Below are 17,508 nucleotides of genomic sequence, written 5' to 3' on the forward strand. Positions count from 1 at the left end.
CACGAGATTCGAAAAATGACCGACAACACTATCCATAAAGCCTTCGAAGCCCAATGCCAGACCGAAATCGCCGGTCAGGGCCAAGATCAGAAACTCGTCGGCTTGGCCAAGGCGTTTTTCAACGAATCGGCCCGCCACAAGTACAGCTACCATTTTTCATGGATGGGGCGACCGATCATCCAACTGCCGCAGGACATGATGGCCATGCAGGAATTGATCTGGCAGATCAAGCCTGACCTGATCATCGAATGCGGTATCGCCCATGGCGGTTCGATCATTTATTACGCTTCGTTGCTGGAGTTGCAGGGCCACGGCGAAGTGCTGGGCATCGACCTGGATATTCGTCCCCATAACCGCGAAGCCATCGAGAGCCATCCGATGAGTAAACGCATCTCAATGATCGAGGGTTCGAGCATCGATCCGGCCATCGCCGAGCAGGTCCATGCGGCGGCGAAAGGTAAAAAGGTCATTTTGGTTCTCGACTCCAACCACACCCATGACCATGTCCTCGAAGAGCTGCGCCTGTACGCGCCGCTGGTTTCGGTGGGCAGCTATTGCGTGGTGATGGACACCGTGGTCGAAGACATGCCAGCGGACTTTTTCCCGGATCGCCCATGGGGCCCTGGCGATAACCCGAAAACCGCCGTGTGGAAATACCTTGAGGAAAACGCTGATTTTGAAATTGACCAGCAATTGCAGAACAAGCTGCTGATCACCGTTGCTCCAGACGGTTATCTGCGTCGGGTTCGTTAATCCATCCGTTTCAAGTCATTGGCGTCTGGCAGGTTGTGGGGACAGGAAATATGCAGGTTCGAAACAATATTCAAAACAACGTGGCACCGCTGAACGAGCGGTTCACCGTGGTGGTGATTTCCCACAACCGCAGCGCATTCCTGCGGCGCACGTTGCATTACTACAGCAGCTATCCGTGTTCGGTACTGGTGCTTGACTCGTCGGTTGAGCGCGATGAGCAAATCGCTCGGGACTTTCCCTTGGTCGATTACCGACACTTGCCTCAGTTCACCTACAAGGGACTGCAGGACAAACTGGTGTACGGCGTCACCCAGGTCACGACGCCGTACATGGTGTTTGCCGCCGATGATGATTTCTTGCTGCACGATGCGTTGACCGAATCGGTGGAGTTTCTCGAGGCCAACCTCGACTACGGTCTATGCCATGGCTACGGGATCATGTATCTGTCCTGCGCGACTGAAGTGAATTACTTCCGTCGCGATCGCAAAGTGCATGAGGATTACAACAGCGAGCTGGCCGAAGACCGGGTCATCCGCTTCATGGATCAGTTCCTGCCACCATTTTATGCCGTGACCCGCACTGATCTGCTGCAACAGTGGTATGGCCTGTTGCCGCCGGGCACCAGTTTCGAATGGCAGGAGATCGGCCACACCTTTTATCTGCTGGCCTGCGCCAAGGCGCGGATCCTGCCGATTCCATTCGCCGTTCGTGAACTCAACTACGGCGGTTCGGAACACAACACCAACGTGTTGACCGTGCTCAGCTACAAGGACGCAAAAAGCGTTGCTGAGCGTGAGCAATTCGCCGAGTTCCTGGCGTCCCTTCCAACACCGCTGCGCGAGCAGGCTCCGGGGCGGGTCAAACAGATTGCCCTGGATAGCTTCGCGGCCATGGCTGACTGCCTGCTGCAGGGGCGCTCACTCAAAGGCACCCAGATCATTCGTTCGGCCTGGTTGGAGGCGGGTGGCGAGCCGGTTCGTTCGTTTGGCCCGCAACAATTTGTAGAGATGCCTTTTTACAACCAGCGTGTGTTCGATCTCCTGACCGAGTTTGAATTCCTTTTGCACGCCATGCCGGCCGGTCGCCTGCAGTTGCAGCAGTTGGAAGGTATTTTGCTGCGCCAGCACGAACTGATGCGCGTGCATCCTAATGACAACGAGCGCACGGTGCGCAGTCGTTTGTGGGAGGCCCAAGGCCTGTATGCGTTCAACCGTACCGTGGTCCAGCGCTTGGCCGAGTCGTTGAAGAGCAGCGATGAGCCTGAGGAGGCGGTGAAGTTGCAAGCCTGGGCCGAGCGACTGGACGCGCTACCGGGTCAGCAGGATCGCCGATTGTTGGAAAACATGCACTCTGGTCGTCTGTTGAACTGGCTTGAGGCACGTAATCCAGGCGCGCAGCAGCTCAAGTCCGTCGCGTCTCACCTGGCTGAGCATCAAGGCGGACCGCGATTCGGCATCCTCTTGCTGGATCTGGACGCTGACATGTTCAAGCTGCAGACCACCTTCGACAGTCTGGTCAACGGCCACTGCAAGGCGTTCAATGTGGTGGTATTCACCACCGGCGACTTACCAGCGACCACCTCGGCACATGACACCGTGCACTTCGTCAAAGTCAGCACGACTAATTATGTCGAGCGCATCAACCAGATCATCGGGCAATCCTCAGCCGACTGGATGGTGCTGGCCGAGTCTGGTGACCAGTTCACACAAAGCGGACTGCTGCGGGCCAGCCTCGAGTTGATCGGCGCCGATGGCGTGCGTGCCGTGGCCATGGACGAAATCCAGCGCAAGGCCGATGGCAGTCTCACCGATGTGTTCCGGCCAGGCGTCAATCTCGATTTCCTGCAATCGGTGCCTTCGCTGATGGCACGGCATTGGCTGATTCATCGTGATGTACTGGTACAGGCTCGCGGTTTCACACCTGAATACACTCAGGCCCTGGAGTTGGACCTGCTGTTGCGTTTGATCGAAGACGCCGGGCTGGCCGGCCTGGCGCACTTGGCCGAGCCGTTGCTGATCTGCAACGCCCCGGCGCAAGAGGAAAACCCCCAGGAACGCCAAGTACTGACACGCCACTTGGCAGCCCGGGGTTATCGTGCCCAGGTTACTGCGGCATTACCGATGACCTATCAAATCGACTACCAGCATGCCGAGCGGCCGTTGGTATCGATCATCCTCGAAAGCCGGGACAACTTCGAACAGGTACAGCAGGCACTGGTGAGCGTGCTGCAGCGCACCCGTTATCATCGTCACGAAGTTCTGATCGCCGATAACCATAGTCAATCCGAAGCATTGGCCCAGTGGCTCGACAGCCTGGAAGGCAAGGGCGATCGGATCCGTATCCTGCGCAGCGATCGGCGCTTGAGTGCGTCGGCTCTGTACAACTGGGCGAGCGCCCAGGCCAAGGGTGAATACCTGGTGCTGTTGTCGGCCGAGGTGCAAGTGATCAACGCCAACTGGCTCGATAGCCTGCTCAACCAAGCCCAGCGACCGGAAGTGGGGATCGTCGGCAGCAAGCAGATGGATATTCGTGGCATCACCACCCAGGCTGGCCTGGTGCTCAAGCCCGATGGCCAGGTGGCCTCGGTGTTCGTTGGCGAACGCAAGGACGCCAAGGGTTATCTCAACGGCCATCAGGCGGAACAGAACTACTCGGCGGTGTCCGGCGCTTGCCTGATGATCCGCAAGGATTTGTTCGACGCTGTTGGTGGCCTGGACGAGGATCAATTCGCCGAGGCCTTTGCCGATGTCGACCTTTGCCTGAAAACCGCCGACGCGGGTTATATCACGGTCTGGACACCCCAGGCCCAGATGCTGCACGCCGGTACGTTCCCCGATGCGCCGGAGGCGGCCGACGCCTTGCGCAACAAGTGGCAGGCACGCTTCGACCATGACGCGGCCCGGAACCCGAACCTGGCCTTGACCGGCACCGGTTTTGCGTTGGGCGCCGCCACGGCTGTCGATTGGGCGCGGTTGCTCGCATAAGCCTGCCAGGCAAAAGGAATCAGGGTATGTTCAACGGTAAATCGATTTTCATCTCAGGCGGCACCGGCTCGTTCGGGCGCAACTTCATCCGCCGGTTGCTGGAGCAATACCAGCCCAAGCGCGTGGTGGTGTTTTCCCGCGACGAACTCAAGCAGTATGAGATGCAACAGACCTTCAACGCCCCGTGCATGCGTTATTTCCTGGGAGACGTGCGCGATGCCGATCGCCTGCGCCAGGCCATGCGTGGCATCGATTACGTGGTGCATGCCGCGGCCCTCAAGCAGGTGCCGGCGGCGGAATACAATCCCACCGAATGCATTCGTACCAACGTCAATGGCGCCGAAAACATCATCGCAGCGGCCATCGACAACGGCGTGAAAAAGGTCGTTGCGTTGTCCACTGACAAAGCGGCCAGCCCGATCAATCTGTACGGCGCGACAAAGTTGCTGTCGGACAAACTGTTCGTCGCCGCCAACAATATCGCGGGCGAACAGCAGACCCGCTTCGCCGTGGTGCGCTATGGCAACGTTGCGGGCTCCCGGGGCTCGGTGGTGCCGTTCTTCAGCAAGCTTATTGCTGAGGGTGCCACCGAATTACCGATTACCGATGAGCGCATGACTCGCTTCTGGATCACCCTCGATCACGGCGTGCAATTTGTGCTCGACAGTTTCGCCCGCATGCATGGCGGCGAGGTGTTCGTGCCGAAGATCCCGTCGATTCGCATCGTCGACCTGGCGTCGGGCATGGCGGGTCATTTGCCTCATAAGAACGTCGGTATTCGGCCTGGTGAAAAGCTTCATGAGTTGATGGTGCCGCTGGACGATGCGCGCATGACCATCGAGTTCGCCGATCATTACACGATCCAGCCATCGATTCGCTTCACCAGCGTGGACGTGGATTTCGCTGTGGATAACCTGGGTGAACGCGGCAGGCCCGTCGCGGAGGATTTCGAGTATCGCTCCGACACCAATCCGCACTTTCTGTCGGTGGAGCAGATCGCAGATTTGCACGCCCGGCTGTCGGTATGATTCCTTACGGTCGGCAAAGCCTCGATCAGGCGGACATCGATGCCGTGATGGCCGTGTTGCAGTCCGATTGGCTGACGCAAGGGCCTGCGATCGAGCGCTTTGAACAGGCCATGGCCCGCCGCTGCCAGGCCGGCCATGCCGTGGCGGTGTGCAACGCGACCGCCGCGCTGCACATTGCTTGCCTGGCGGCGGGGCTTGGGCCGGGGGATCGCTTGTGGACCACACCCAACACCTTCCTGGCCTCGGCCAACTGCGGCCGATATTGTGGCGCGCAGGTGGATTTCGTCGATATCGATCCGCTGACCTGGAATCTGGACGCCGTTGCCCTGGCCGCAAAGCTTGAAAAGGCCGAGCGTAACGGGACCCTGCCCAAGGTGTTGGTGGCGGTAGCGTTCTCCGGACAAAGCTGTGACATGCGTGAAATCGCCCGCTTGTCCGAGCGTTACGGTTTCACGGTCATCGAGGACGCCTCTCACGCGGTGGGAGCCTCTTATGCCGGCAGGCCGGTGGGGTGTGGCGAATTCGCGGACATGACGGTGTTCAGTTTCCACCCGGTGAAAATCATCACCAGCGCCGAAGGCGGGATGGTCCTGACCAATCGCCCGGAGCTGGCGCAGCACCTGCAACGTCTGCGCAGCCATGGGATGACCCGTGACGCTGAACAGATGAGCGAGCCTAGCCATGGGCCTTGGTACTACCAGCAGGTGGAGTTGGGTTTCAATTACCGCATCACGGATCTTCAAGCTGCCCTGGGGCTTTCCCAGTTGAATAAGCTTGAAGGTTTCATCGCGCGGCGTCGTGAACTGGCGTCGCGCTATAACCGCTTGCTGAATGGTTTGCCACTGACCTTGCCCGGTTTGCAACCCGAGGCCGAATCGGCTTGGCATTTGTATGTCGTACGCTTGCGGCTCGACGAGATATCCCTCGATCATCGTCAGGTCTTCGAAGGCTTGCGTGCGGCAGGGATTGGCGTGAACCTGCACTACATACCGGTCCACCTGCAGCCGTATTACTGCGATCTGGGATTTGCCCAGGGTGATTATCCACAGGCCGAGCGTTATTACGCCGAGGCCATCAGTCTGCCGATGTTTCCTTCCCTCAGCGACGAGGAGCAAGAGTATGTGGTTGGGCAACTGCAACGATTACTCGAGGAGTAACGACGCGTGAGCGCAATCGCGATCATTCCCGCCCGTGGCGGCAGCAAGCGTATTCCTCGCAAAAACCTGAAACCGTTCGATGGCGTGCCGATGATTGCCCGTTCGATTCGCACGGCGCTGGAATCGGGGTTGTTCAACGAAGTGATCGTCAGCACCGATGATGAGGAAATTGCCGAAGTGGCAAAGGCTCACGGTGCGCAAGTGCCATTCTTGCGGCCGGCAGCGTTGGCGGATGATTTCACCGGGACGGCGGCGGTGATCGCTCATGCCCTGGATGAGCTGCGTGAACGACCGTTCGAATTCGCCTGTTGCATCTATGCCACGGCACCCCTGCTGCAAGCTCGGTTTCTGCGTGAAGGTTTTGACTTGCTACGCGGGCATCCCGACAAATCGTTCGCATTTTCCGTGAGCACTTTCGGCTTCCCCGTACAGCGTGCACTGACCTTGGACGATCAGGGCGCGTTGACGCCGCTGTATCCGCAATTTCGCGACAGCCGCTCCCAGGACCTGGCCGAAGCTTTCCAGGATGCCGGCCAATTCTATTGGGGGCGGCGGGACGCCTGGTTGCGTGGCGATGCATTGTTTTCGTCCAAAAGCCTGCCGGTCGTGTTGCCTCGTTATTTGGTGCAAGACATCGATACAGCCGAAGATTGGAAGCGCGCCGAGTATCTCTACGCCGCTTTGAGAGCGGGCGGTGAATTGCAATGAGAGTGCTGATTCGCGCCGACGCTTCGCCCACCATAGGCAGCGGGCATATTGCCCGTTGTCTGACTTTGGCGCGGGTGTTGCGCGAGCAGGGTGCGCACGTCGCGTTTGCCTGCCGGCTGCTCACTGGGCATCGCCTGCATGCCCTGGAGGCCGAGGGCTTCGAGACGTTCGCCCTGCCCAATTTTTATCCCGGGGAAGATCCGCAACAGGCCATCGAGTCGTTGCTGCCCTGGCACGCAGATATCGATGCGTTGGAACGAGCCTTGGCCGGCCGGCCCGGTTTCGACTGGATCATCGTTGACCATTATGGCCTGGATCATCATTGGCAGACCGCTGCCCGGCGCTTTGCGCCAAGGATCATGGCGGTGGACGACTTGGCGACTCGGACTTATAGCGTCGACCTCTTGCTCAATCAGAACCTGTCCGGCACGCAAGCGGCGTATGAAGGGTTGCTTCCCGAGGAATGCCGTACGCTGCTGGGCCCGCGCTACGCGTTGTTGCGCGAGGAATTCCGTTGCGAGGCGATTGACATAAAACCCAAGGTCAAGCGCGTGCTCGTCAATTTCGGCGGTTTTGATGCGGCGATGCAGACCCATCACGCAATGCTGGCACTGGCGGATTACCCTGAGCTGGAAGTGGATTTTGTTGCCGGTGCGGACAACCCGGCTTGGGTTCGGATGGAACGGATGGCGGCGAGTCGGCCCCACTGGCGATTGCACAGTTTCGTCAGTCATTTTCATCAGCTCATGTTGGAGGCCGATCTGTTCATTGGTGCCGGTGGCGGAACCAGTTGGGAGCGGGCAGCCGTGGGATTGCCCACGATCTGTATCACGGTATCGAACAATCAGCAGGCTAACAGTGACGTAATGGCGACATTCGGTGCCCATATTTACCTTGGCCCTAGAGAGAACGTCACGGTTGAACAGTTGCGCCAGGCCATCGGATTCGTCGTGGATAACCAGGGGTTGCGCAAGAGCTTGGCACAGCACTCCCGGCGACTGGTCGATGGCTTGGGCGTCTCACGCGTCGCCGTCGCGCTGGCCGGTGCCTTGTTGCGGGTTCGTCCGGCCACGCAAGCTGACGCCCGTCTGCTTTTCGAGGGGCGTAATGCCGAGGCCGTTCGCCGAGTATCGCTGGATCATTCGGTCATCGACTGGGATCGTCATTGCCAATGGCTGCAAGCCAGCCTGGTCAATCCACAGCGCTTGCTGTTGATTGGCGAAGCGTCCGATGGTCCCGTCGGCGCACTGCGTTATGACTTGCAAGGCAGCGAAGCGCTGATATCGATTTATCTGTTCGAGAACCGCCTGGGCATGGGGTGGGGCAGGGCACTGCTGGCCCATGGTGAGGCGTTTGCTAGCGCCCACTGGCCGCAACTGCGCAGTTTTACCGCTCAGGTTCTGTCCGGCAATCAAGCGTCTCTGGCGCTGTTCCGCCAGGCAGGTTTCAGTCGGGGCACATGCGTGTTCAACCGGGTGTTGAAGGATGAAGTTCATGAGTAGTTTCAAGATCGGCCAGCGCAGCATCGGGGCTGACGCGCCGCCTTTCATCATTGCCGAGATGAGCGGCAACCATAACCAATCCCTGGAGGTGGCCTTGCAGATCGTCGAAGCCGCCGCCCGGGCCGGTGCTCATGCGTTGAAGCTACAGACCTACACCGCCGATACCATGACGCTGGATCTGAGCGAAGGCGAGTTCTTCATCAAGGACCTCAACAGCCTTTGGGCTGGAACATCGCTCTATGATTTATACCAAAAGGCCCATACGCCGTGGGAATGGCACGCTCCGATTTTCGCCCGGGCCAAGGCGCTGGGCATGCTCGCCTTCTCCACACCGTTCGACGAGACGTCCGTGGGTTTCCTGGAAAGCCTGGACGTGCCGGCCTACAAGATCGCCAGTTTCGAAAACACCGACTTGCCGCTGATTCGCCGGGTCGCCGCTACCGGCAAGCCGCTGATCATTTCCACCGGCATGGCCAGCATTGCCGAACTCGACGAAACCGTGCGTACTGCCCGCGAGGCCGGTTGCAAGGATCTGGTATTGCTCAAGTGCACCAGCACCTATCCGGCGACACCGGCCAACAGCAACGTGCGCACCATCCCCCATTTGCGGGAGTTGTTCGGTTGCGAGGTGGGGTTGTCGGACCATTCCATGGGCGTCGGGGTGTCCGTGGCTGCGGTGGCGCTGGGGGCGACCGTCATTGAAAAACACTTCACCCTGGACCGTGCCGCCGGCGGCGTGGACGCCAGTTTCTCCCTGGAACCGGCAGAGCTGGCAGCGCTGGTGGTCGAAACCGAGCGCGCCTGGCAGGCCATGGGGCAGGTGCGCTACGGCGTGACCGAGGCTGAGCAAAAGTCGCTGGTCTATCGCCGTTCGCTGTATGTCACGCAAGACATGGCTGCCGGCGAAGTGTTTACGTCGCAGAACGTGCGGGCCATCCGCCCGGGCCTCGGACTGGCGCCGAAACATTTGGATTCCCTGATAGGCCATCGCGCCCGCCAGGCCATCAAGCGCGGCACTGCGCTGTCGTGGTCGTTGGTCGAATAGCTTTTTGATCGGGCTTATTCGGCAATTTAGCGTGACCTGCGAGTCATAACGCGCATCTTCACTGTATTGTATTGACCGGGAAGATGGCGCCTGGCCCTTATCAGGACCAGTGATAGCCCTTTACACTTCCCGTTTGTCGGCGCCCCTCGATTCCTTGCGAGCGGTGGTATTGGGCTGTTTTTGATTGGGAAGCCGTAATGATTGGCATAAAAAGCATTGCGAGCTACGTTCCTGTAGCCGGCGTGGACAATTACGCACAAGGTGCGAAGTTTGAAAAGGATGAAGAGTTCATCCTTGGCAAGATCGGTTCCGCCTTCTTGCCACGCAAGGATGACAGTCAGGAAACCTCGGATCTGTGTGTCGAAGCGGCCAATGCGCTGTTTGCCAATAATCCCGATCTAAAGCGCGAATCAATCGATGTACTGATCGTCGTCACCCAGAACGGCGATGAAGAAGGCTTGCCCCACACCGCGGCCATCGTCCAGGACAAGCTCGGTCTGCCCACTAGCGTGGCGGCGTTCGATATTTCCCTGGGCTGCTCGGGTTATGTCTACGGCATCTATGCCATCAAAGGTTTCATGGAAGCCGCCGGCCTGAAGAATGGCCTGTTGGTGACCGCCGACCCATACTCGAAGATCGTCGATCCGGAAGACCGCAACACCACGATGCTGTTCGGCGATGCCGCCACGGCGACGTGGATGGGTGAAGATGCGCCGTGGCAATTGGGCAAGGCCAAGTTTGGCACTGACGGTTCCGGTGCGCCGCACCTGAAGGTCAGCGATGGTGTGTTCTTCATGAACGGTCGCCAGGTGTTCAACTTCGCGTTGCTCAAGGTGCCGGCTCATTTGCATGAGCTGCTGGCCGAGTCTGACCTGCAGGCCAGCGATATCGATGCGTTCTGTATTCACCAGGGCAGCGCGGCGATTGTCGATGCCGTGGCGCGGCGTTTCGAAGGCGAGCCGGAGAAGTTCATCAAGGACATGGTTGAGACCGGAAACACGGTGTCGTCGAGCATTCCGCTGCTGTTGGAGAAGCACGTGCTCGATTCCGACTGGAAACGGGTGGCGTTGAGTGGCTTCGGCGTAGGTCTGTCATGGGGTTCGGCGATCATCTATCGCCCGTGAATCTATAAAACCCAGGCACAAAAATAGCGTCCAAGGTGTAATCTTGGACGCTATTTTTTTGCCTGACGCGAAAGCGAGACACCATGAGCGAGTTCTTCGAGCGCAATCTCCAGATCATCCAGCAGCGTTGGCCGGCCCTGGCCGGGCGCCTGTCAATGGAGGATGTTGCTGGCTTGCAAACCGATCTGGTGGAGGGGCTTGGGTCGACCCTGAGCGTCAACGGTATCCAACTGAGCAGTCGCCATGATCGCCTCGCCGAGGCCGACCTGCAAGCCGCCAGCGTGGCGCCGGACGCCTCCATTGTGCATGTCTATGGCACCGGGCTGGGCGATCTGCAGAGTCGTTTGCTGGAGCGGGCAGGGCTTGAACGGTTGTCGGTGCATATCCTCAACGGCGCGGTGTTCGCCCTGGTGCTGCAGGTGCTGGACCAATCGCCCTGGCTTTCCGACCCGAGGGTGGTGTTGCGCTATGCCGGCGATCTGGCGGAAATCCAACTGCCATTTTTTGCGCTCCCCGCCGAGTTGGTGCTGGCCGATGATTACAGCGCCAAGATTCGTGATCGGTTGATCAGCGAAATTCATCTGGACTTCACCAACCAGGCGTTTGACCCCCGGTCCCCTGAGATTGTCGAGCGCCTGCAATCGACGTTAAGTCTTGTGCAGGAAGATCGTGACGTTTCCGAGCTGTTCGGTTCCTTGGACGGGCGTGAGGCGTTCGTCATTGCCACCGGTCCCAGTCTTGAGCGGCACTTCGAGAAATTGCGTCACCTGAGCAACCAAACCGAGCGACCATTGTTGATTTGTGTCGATACGGCTTACCGACCGTTGATCGATCATGGCGTTGCCCCGGATATCGTGGTCAGCATCGACCAGCGTATTTCGGCACGTCATCTTCCGCCTGAAGACACCGACGGCATTGCCCTGGTCTATCTGCCGATGGCCGACCCCTTGGTGATCGGAGCGTGGCGGGGAGCGCGTTATGCCGGCTACTCCTCGAGCCCTGTCTACCGTCAGATGCGGGCGCAGCTGCGCCGCGCCGAACTCCATGTAGGCGGCAGCGTGATTCATCCGGCCGTCGACCTGGCGGTGAAAATGGGCGCTGTACAGGTCACGCTCTTCGGTGCCGATTTTGCCTTTCCCCATGACAAGACTCATGCAGGTTGGGGCGACGGTGATTTGGGCCCGCAACTGGGCGCGTCCCGGCATTGGGTGCTCGATGGGTATGGCCGGCGAGTCAAGACCCAACTCAACTTCCGCAGCTACCTCTGTGAGCTGGAACGTTTTATTGCCGGGCACCCCCAGGTGCGGTTCCTCAACAGCAGTCGGGACGGGGCGATGATCGTCGGCACCGATTTCCATCCGGAGTATGCGCAATGACTACGCTTGATGAGGCAATCAATGATGCCCGTGAATGCGCGCGCCTGTTTCGTCTCGGCAGGGACATTGAGGCGGGGTTGGCGATGGTCGCGCTGGTTGAATCGACTCAGCCCTTGGTTGAACGGATGCCAGGCGATGTCACCACATCATGGAATGGGCTGCTTGCCTTGATGTTCGATGACCAGCAGGCGCAGAACTGGATCTCCCTGGCCGATTACCTTGAGTACGAATGGGTCCAACTGTTGACCGCTGGTCAGGCTATCTAGCTCTCTTGGGCTACGTTCATCACTGGGTATTGCCTTCAACGACGCCAGCGGCGTTTCCCTGACGCCATTTTTCTACCCTTGAATCGCAGCCAAGTCCTTGATTTACGAGGGGTGGCACCCTGATGGCAAAATTTTTGAAAAATCTGCTAAAGCAAGTTCCGATTACGACGATAACTATTACGAAGGTTCTCTAGGCCACACCCGGCGGTTGCCAGGGCCGGAAGCCGCAGTACCCAACCAACGAGGAATTCGTCATGGCTTTAACAGTAAACACCAACGTCACATCGTTGAACGTTCAGAAGAACCTGAACCGGGCTTCCGATGCTCTCTCCACTTCGATGACCCGTCTGTCCTCCGGCCTGAAAATCAACAGCGCCAAAGATGACGCCGCCGGCCTGCAGATCGCTACCCGTATGACTTCGCAAATCCGCGGTCAGACTGTTGCAATCAAAAACGCCAACGACGGTATCTCCATCGCCCAGACCGCTGAAGGCGCTCTGCAGGAATCCACCAACATCCTGCAGCGTATGCGTGAACTGGCTGTCCAGGCTCGAAACGACTCCAACGGTACTGCTGACCGTGAGGCACTGAACAAAGAATTTGCTCAGATGTCGGACGAACTGACCCGTATCGCCGAGTCGACCAACCTGAACGGCAAGAACCTGATCGACGGTACCGCTGGCACCATGACCTTCCAGGTCGGCTCCAACACCGGCGCTACCAACCAGATCACTTTGACCCTGGACAGTGGCTTCGACGCTGCAACCTTGAGCGTAGACTCTGCGGCCATCGCCATCACCGGTAGCGACAGCACCACTGCTGAAGCAAGTACCTCTGCTGCAATCGACGCAATCGACGCAGCTCTGGCAACCATCAACTCCAGCCGTGCTGACCTCGGTGCTGCACAAAACCGTCTGACCAGCACCATCTCCAACCTGCAGAACGTGAACGAAAACGCCGCTGCTGCACTGGGTCGCGTACAAGACACCGACTTCGCTGCTGAAACTGCCCAGCTGACCAAGCAGCAGACTCTGCAACAAGCTTCCACTTCGGTTCTGGCCCAGGCCAACCAGTTGCCATCCGCTGTACTGAAGCTGCTTCAGTAATAGTCGGATGAGTTTTAGCGGGGGAGTGCGCTTGCGTACTCTCTCGCTTTTTCCGTTCAAGAGGTGATGGACATGGATATGAGCGTGAAGCTGAACTTGTCTTATCCGGCGGCGAAACCGGCGCCCAATGTGGCCGATAAGCCCGTGGAGAAGCCTCGGGCCGAGGTTGCTGTGGTAGCTCCGGTCAAAGAAGCCCCTAAAGATGCTGCTGCCGAGCAGGACAAACTCAAGAAAGCCGTTCAGGAAATCGAGAAGTTCGTCCAGTCGGTCAAGCGCAACCTGGAGTTCTCTATCGATGAGCCTTCAGGCAAAGTAATAGTCAAAGTGATTGCCAGCAGTTCCGGCGAAGTGATTCGCCAGATTCCTAATGAGGAAGTCTTGCGGCTGGCGGACAGTTTGAATGATGCAAACAGCTTGTTGTTCAGCGCCGAAGCCTGACAACCGGCACGAATTCTGTTGTTATGTTCTTTTGGGCGTTGTAAAGGTCAAAAGGCCGGCGACACACTGAAGGGAGTCCCACATGGCAAGTCCAATTCTACCTGGCTTGGGTTTAGGCTCCGGCCTTGATACCAGTGCTATCGTCAAGGCACTGGTTGACTCTGACAAAGCGGCCAAGCAAGGTCAGATCGACCGTGCCACCAAGACCAATACGGCCAACATTTCGGGGATTGGTACCCTGAAGTCGCTGTTGGCTACCTTCCAGTCCGCGCTGAAAAGCCTGGGGAGCACGACTACGCCACAATTTACTGGCGTCGCCGCTACTTCGGCCAATACCAGCGCGTTGACGGTGACGGCCGGCAATTCGGCGGTTAGCGGTATTTACACGGTAAATGTCACTCAACTGGCAACTTCGTCGAAAGTTGCGACGGCTGCTTTCGCAGGCGGTGCTTCCAGCGCCGTGGAGACGGGTACGCTGACTATCAGTCAGGGCGGCACGGACTACACCCTTGATATCCCTGCTGACTCTACGCTGCAGTCGGTTCGGGACGCTATCAATAGCAAATACTCTTCAAGTGGCTTGACCGCCAACATCGTGACCGACAGTTTCGGTTCGCGTCTTGTGGTGGGATCGACTAAGACCGGTGCGGGTAACGATATTTCCCTCAGTGGCATTGCCAGCCTCGCAGCTGATGGCTCCGTAGTCATGGCCTCACCACCCACCGCGACTTCTTCGGGTTCGCTGGGGTTTGCCAAGGACGCCATTTTTACTGTTGACGGCTTGGCAATGACCAGTCCGACCAACAAGCTGGATAACGTGGTCTCGGGCTTGAGCATGACGTTGCTCGTTGAGGATACTGGCCCAACGATTGTCACTGTTGCCGCTAACACCGATGGCCTGAAAGCTTCGATCCAGAAATTTGTCGATGCCTATAATGCTATCGCGAAGGCTGTGACTTCGTTGACCAAGCCATCGACAGACGCCGAAGGTAACTCGGTTCCGGCAGCATTGACCGGTGACTCACTGCCGCGCTCGCTTTTGGCGGCCATTCGTGCGCCTTTGTCTGAAACCGGTGCCGGCGATAAGCTGACCGTATTGTCTCAGTTGGGGATTACCACCAACCAGACAAATGGCACTCTGGATTTTGACAGCGCAAAATTCGCAACTGCCGTGAACGAAAAACAGTTGGGTGGAGAAATCCAAACCCTGTTCACTGGGGAGAACGGGCTCATCGAGCGCATGCAGAATGCACTCAATCCTTACACGGAGACCGGCAAGAAGGACTCCAATGGGAAGCCTGTCGATAACATCCTGACGGCTCGATCGAAAAACCTGGAAGTCCTCAAGGCGAAACTGAGTGAAGACCAGTTGGCTTTGGATCGCCGGATCGAAACCCTTACCGCAGTGCTGACCAAAAAGTACAACGACATGGACACCCTGGTCGGCAGGCTGAAAGCCACCGCCAGCAACATCACCTCCATGTTCGAAGCGATGACGGCACAGCAGAAAAACAGCTGATTTTCGACCGATGCAAAAAGCCCGGCAACGTTTTGACAACGTTCCGGGCTTTCGGCTTTTTCGACCTAAAGTTTTTTGACGCAGCGTCGATACGCTGTTTATACGAACCGAAGTTTTTGATGAGGTAGAACATGAATCCGATGTTAGCCCTTCGCCAATACCAGAAGATTGGCGCCCAGGCGCAAACCTCCGAAGCAAGTCCCCATCGTCTGGTGCAGATGCTCATGGAAGGTGGATTGGACCGTATCGCCCAGGCCAAGGGCGCTATGGAACGCAAGGACATCGCCAACAAAGGCGTACTGATCAGCAAGGCCATCGGCATCGTCGGCGGCCTGCGTGAAGGCTTGGATCTGGAAAACCAGGCCGAGTCGGTAGCCGAGTTGGACGCTCTCTACACCTACATGATGAAACGCCTGGCCGAAGCCAACGCCAAGACCGATCCGAAGATCCTCGACGAAGTCGCCGATCTGCTCCGCACGGTCAAGGAAGGCTGGGACGGCATCGCGCCAGCTGGTCCGCAATTCTAAGGAGTGCTCTCATGAGTCTTGTCCTGCAGCGAATCGAACAAACCCGTGACGCCTTGGTCGATGCCTTGGCCGAGCGTAACTGGGAGGCCATCGGTCAGTTGGACCTGGCGTGCCGTTCCTGCATGGAAGACGTCTTGGGTGAGCCTCAGGTGGACGAGGCGGCGTTGCGGATCAATCTTGAGGAATTGCTGGGGGTGTATCGGCAATTGCTGGAGGCGGCGACGGGAGAGCGTCAGGCGATCGTCGATGAGATGCAGCAGATCCATCAAGCACAGAACGCTGCAAAGGTTTACCATCTGTTCGGTTAATGCTCAGTTAATCCGAATCCGTTGCGCCATAAATTTGACTGTGCACGGTTTTTTGACTTAACTAGTAACTGTTTACAGATTTAAGGCGTCTACAGGCATAACAAGTCTGCAAGCGTCTAGCTTGCCCCCTAATTTTTGGGCATTGGGTTGACTAGGGAAGTTGCTATTGCATGTGGCGTGAAACCAAAATTCTCCTGATCGATGACGATAGCGTCCGCCGCCGCGACTTGGCGGTGATCCTAAATTTTCTTGGCGAAGAAAATTTACCCTGCGGAAGCCATGACTGGCAGCAGGCTGTCGGCTCATTGTCGTCCAGTCGTGAAGTCATTTGTGTCCTTATCGGGACCGTAAATGCTCCCGCAACGCTTTTGGGCTTGCTAAAGACACTCTCAACCTGGGATGAGTTCCTTCCGGTTTTGTTAATGGGCGAAAATTCTTCCCTTGACTTGCCTGAGGACCAGCGTCGCCGGGTGCTTTCCACCCTCGAAATGCCGCCCAGCTACAGCAAGCTGCTCGATTCGCTGCATCGCGCGCAGGTTTATCGCGAGATGTACGATCAGGCCCGCGAGCGCGGCCGGCATCGCGAACCCAACCTGTTCCGCAGCCTCGTCGGCACCAGCCGGGCGATCCAGCATGTGCGCCAGATGATGCAGCAGGTCGCCGACACCGACGCCAGCGTACTGATCCTGGGCGAGTCGGGCACCGGCAAGGAAGTGGTTGCGCGCAACTTGCATTATCACTCCAAGCGCCGCGAAGCGCCGTTCGTGCCGGTCAACTGTGGCGCGATCCCGGCCGAGTTGCTGGAGAGCGAACTGTTTGGTCATGAGAAGGGCGCCTTCACCGGCGCAATCACCAGCCGCGCCGGGCGTTTCGAACTGGCCAACGGCGGCACGCTGTTTCTCGACGAAATCGGCGACATGCCGCTGCCGATGCAGGTCAAGCTGTTGCGCGTCCTGCAGGAACGCACCTTCGAGCGCGTGGGCAGTAACAAGACCCAGAGCGTCGATGTGCGCATCATCGCCGCCACGCACAAGAACCTTGAGAGCATGATCGAGGTCGGCAGTTTCCGCGAAGATCTCTATTACCGCCTCAACGTTTTCCCGATCGAGATGGCGCCACTGCGTGAGCGCGTCGAAGACATCCCGTTGCTGATGAACGAGCTGATCTCGCGCATGGAGCACGAAAAGCGCGGTTCGATCCGCTTCAACTCGGCGGCGATCATGTCCCTGTGCCGCCATGGCTGGCCGGGCAACGTCCGTGAGTTGGCCAACCTGGTGGAGCGCATGGCGATCATGCACCCGTACGGGGTGATCGGCGTGAACGAACTGCCGAAGAAATTCCGCTACGTCGACGACGAAGACGAGCAAATGGTCGACAGCCTGCGCAGCGACCTGGAGGAGCGGGTGGCGATCAACGGCCACACGCCGGACTTCACCGCCAATGCCTTGTTGCCGCCCGAAGGCTTGGACCTCAAGGATTACCTGGGAGGCCTTGAACAAGGGCTGATCCAGCAGGCCTTGGACGATGCCAACGGCATCGTGGCCCGCGCGGCGGAACGCCTGCGCATCCGCCGTACCACCCTGGTGGAGAAGATGCGCAAGTACGGCATGAGCCGTCGCGAAGGAGATGAACAGGCGGATGATTGACGCCTGTTTTCCAACCGCCTG

The 17,508-nt window shown here is 58.3% G+C and carries 16 protein-coding genes; all 16 read left to right on the top strand.

Annotated features, from left to right (window positions below):
- The first annotated feature begins 15 nt into the window (after positions 1-15).
- Positions 16-753, top strand: coding sequence for a cephalosporin hydroxylase family protein (locus HU715_RS02895; RefSeq protein WP_186704652.1), 738 nt, complete (start codon positions 16-18; stop codon positions 751-753).
- 50 nt (positions 754-803) lie between these two features.
- The gene (locus tag HU715_RS02900; protein WP_186704653.1) at positions 804-3,737 is read left to right on the top strand and encodes a TIGR00180 family glycosyltransferase; all 2,934 of its coding nucleotides are present in this window, start codon (positions 804-806) and stop codon (positions 3,735-3,737) included.
- A gap of 26 nt (positions 3,738-3,763) precedes the next feature.
- Positions 3,764-4,765: a UDP-N-acetylglucosamine 4,6-dehydratase (inverting) gene (pseB, locus tag HU715_RS02905; protein WP_186704654.1), complete on the top strand. Its 1,002-nt coding sequence runs from the start codon at positions 3,764-3,766 to the stop codon at positions 4,763-4,765.
- Entirely contained in the window at positions 4,762-5,922 is a 1,161-nt protein-coding gene (pseC, locus tag HU715_RS02910) for a UDP-4-amino-4,6-dideoxy-N-acetyl-beta-L-altrosamine transaminase (RefSeq protein WP_186704655.1), read from the top strand. Before pseB ends, pseC begins: the two co-directional genes overlap by 4 nt.
- A 6-nt stretch (positions 5,923-5,928) precedes the next feature.
- Positions 5,929-6,630 carry a pseudaminic acid cytidylyltransferase gene (gene pseF / locus HU715_RS02915; RefSeq protein WP_186704656.1) on the top strand — a complete coding sequence of 234 codons (702 nt, stop codon included), beginning with the start codon at positions 5,929-5,931 and terminating at the stop codon, positions 6,628-6,630.
- The gene (gene pseG / locus HU715_RS02920) at positions 6,627-8,132 is read left to right on the top strand and encodes a UDP-2,4-diacetamido-2,4,6-trideoxy-beta-L-altropyranose hydrolase (protein ID WP_186704657.1); all 1,506 of its coding nucleotides are present in this window, start codon (positions 6,627-6,629) and stop codon (positions 8,130-8,132) included. The genes pseF and pseG overlap by 4 nt, the downstream gene beginning before the upstream one ends.
- Positions 8,125-9,177: a pseudaminic acid synthase gene (gene pseI / locus HU715_RS02925; RefSeq protein WP_186704658.1), complete on the top strand. Its 1,053-nt coding sequence runs from the start codon at positions 8,125-8,127 to the stop codon at positions 9,175-9,177. Before pseG ends, pseI begins: the two co-directional genes overlap by 8 nt.
- A 197-nt stretch (positions 9,178-9,374) precedes the next feature.
- Positions 9,375-10,301, top strand: coding sequence for a ketoacyl-ACP synthase III (locus HU715_RS02930; RefSeq protein ID WP_186704659.1), 927 nt, complete (start codon positions 9,375-9,377; stop codon positions 10,299-10,301).
- A gap of 83 nt (positions 10,302-10,384) precedes the next feature.
- Positions 10,385-11,677 carry a motility associated factor glycosyltransferase family protein gene (locus tag HU715_RS02935; protein WP_186704660.1) on the top strand — a complete coding sequence of 431 codons (1,293 nt, stop codon included), beginning with the start codon at positions 10,385-10,387 and terminating at the stop codon, positions 11,675-11,677.
- Positions 11,674-11,943, top strand: a complete 270-nt coding sequence (locus tag HU715_RS02940; protein WP_186704661.1) for a hypothetical protein — start codon at positions 11,674-11,676, stop codon at positions 11,941-11,943. The genes HU715_RS02935 and HU715_RS02940 overlap by 4 nt, the downstream gene beginning before the upstream one ends.
- A 254-nt stretch (positions 11,944-12,197) precedes the next feature.
- Positions 12,198-13,049: a flagellin domain-containing protein gene (locus HU715_RS02945; protein WP_186704662.1), complete on the top strand. Its 852-nt coding sequence runs from the start codon at positions 12,198-12,200 to the stop codon at positions 13,047-13,049.
- Positions 13,050-13,121: 72 nt separating this feature from the next.
- A complete protein-coding gene (locus HU715_RS02950) occupies positions 13,122-13,487 on the top strand; it encodes a flagellar protein FlaG (protein WP_186704663.1) in 366 nt (121 codons plus the stop codon).
- 82 nt (positions 13,488-13,569) lie between these two features.
- On the top strand, positions 13,570-15,006 hold the full coding sequence (fliD, locus tag HU715_RS02955) for a flagellar filament capping protein FliD (RefSeq protein WP_186704664.1): 1,437 nt from the start codon (positions 13,570-13,572) through the stop codon (positions 15,004-15,006).
- Positions 15,007-15,137: 131 nt separating this feature from the next.
- Positions 15,138-15,533: a flagellar export chaperone FliS gene (fliS, locus tag HU715_RS02960; protein WP_030141090.1), complete on the top strand. Its 396-nt coding sequence runs from the start codon at positions 15,138-15,140 to the stop codon at positions 15,531-15,533.
- 11 nt (positions 15,534-15,544) lie between these two features.
- Entirely contained in the window at positions 15,545-15,841 is a 297-nt protein-coding gene (fliT, locus tag HU715_RS02965) for a flagellar protein FliT (RefSeq protein WP_063322407.1), read from the top strand.
- Positions 15,842-16,011: 170 nt separating this feature from the next.
- A complete protein-coding gene (locus HU715_RS02970) occupies positions 16,012-17,487 on the top strand; it encodes a sigma-54 dependent transcriptional regulator (protein WP_003199076.1) in 1,476 nt (491 codons plus the stop codon).
- Positions 17,488-17,508 lie beyond the last annotated feature (21 nt).

The sequence above is a fragment of the Pseudomonas zanjanensis genome (genome assembly GCF_014268745.2).
In the GTDB taxonomy this organism is placed as follows: domain Bacteria; phylum Pseudomonadota; class Gammaproteobacteria; order Pseudomonadales; family Pseudomonadaceae; genus Aquipseudomonas; species Aquipseudomonas zanjanensis.

Bases quoted from the DNA above. Each gene is read 5' to 3' on its own strand.
- HU715_RS02935 (WP_186704660.1), top strand. From the start codon at position 10,385: ATGAGCGAGTTCTTCGAGCGCAATCTCCAGATCATCCAGCAGCGTTGG.
- pseB (WP_186704654.1), top strand. From the start codon at position 3,764: ATGTTCAACGGTAAATCGATTTTCATCTCAGGCGGCACCGGCTCGTTC.
- pseI (WP_186704658.1), top strand. From the start codon at position 8,125: ATGAGTAGTTTCAAGATCGGCCAGCGCAGCATCGGGGCTGACGCGCCG.
- pseG (WP_186704657.1), top strand. From the start codon at position 6,627: ATGAGAGTGCTGATTCGCGCCGACGCTTCGCCCACCATAGGCAGCGGG.
- HU715_RS02900 (WP_186704653.1), top strand. From the start codon at position 804: ATGCAGGTTCGAAACAATATTCAAAACAACGTGGCACCGCTGAACGAG.
- HU715_RS02950 (WP_186704663.1), top strand. From the start codon at position 13,122: ATGGATATGAGCGTGAAGCTGAACTTGTCTTATCCGGCGGCGAAACCG.
- HU715_RS02940 (WP_186704661.1), top strand. From the start codon at position 11,674: ATGACTACGCTTGATGAGGCAATCAATGATGCCCGTGAATGCGCGCGC.
- HU715_RS02895 (WP_186704652.1), top strand. From the start codon at position 16: ATGACCGACAACACTATCCATAAAGCCTTCGAAGCCCAATGCCAGACC.
- HU715_RS02945 (WP_186704662.1), top strand. From the start codon at position 12,198: ATGGCTTTAACAGTAAACACCAACGTCACATCGTTGAACGTTCAGAAG.
- fliT (WP_063322407.1), top strand. From the start codon at position 15,545: ATGAGTCTTGTCCTGCAGCGAATCGAACAAACCCGTGACGCCTTGGTC.
- fliD (WP_186704664.1), top strand. From the start codon at position 13,570: ATGGCAAGTCCAATTCTACCTGGCTTGGGTTTAGGCTCCGGCCTTGAT.
- pseC (WP_186704655.1), top strand. From the start codon at position 4,762: ATGATTCCTTACGGTCGGCAAAGCCTCGATCAGGCGGACATCGATGCC.
- HU715_RS02970 (WP_003199076.1), top strand. From the start codon at position 16,012: ATGTGGCGTGAAACCAAAATTCTCCTGATCGATGACGATAGCGTCCGC.
- fliS (WP_030141090.1), top strand. From the start codon at position 15,138: ATGAATCCGATGTTAGCCCTTCGCCAATACCAGAAGATTGGCGCCCAG.
- HU715_RS02930 (WP_186704659.1), top strand. From the start codon at position 9,375: ATGATTGGCATAAAAAGCATTGCGAGCTACGTTCCTGTAGCCGGCGTG.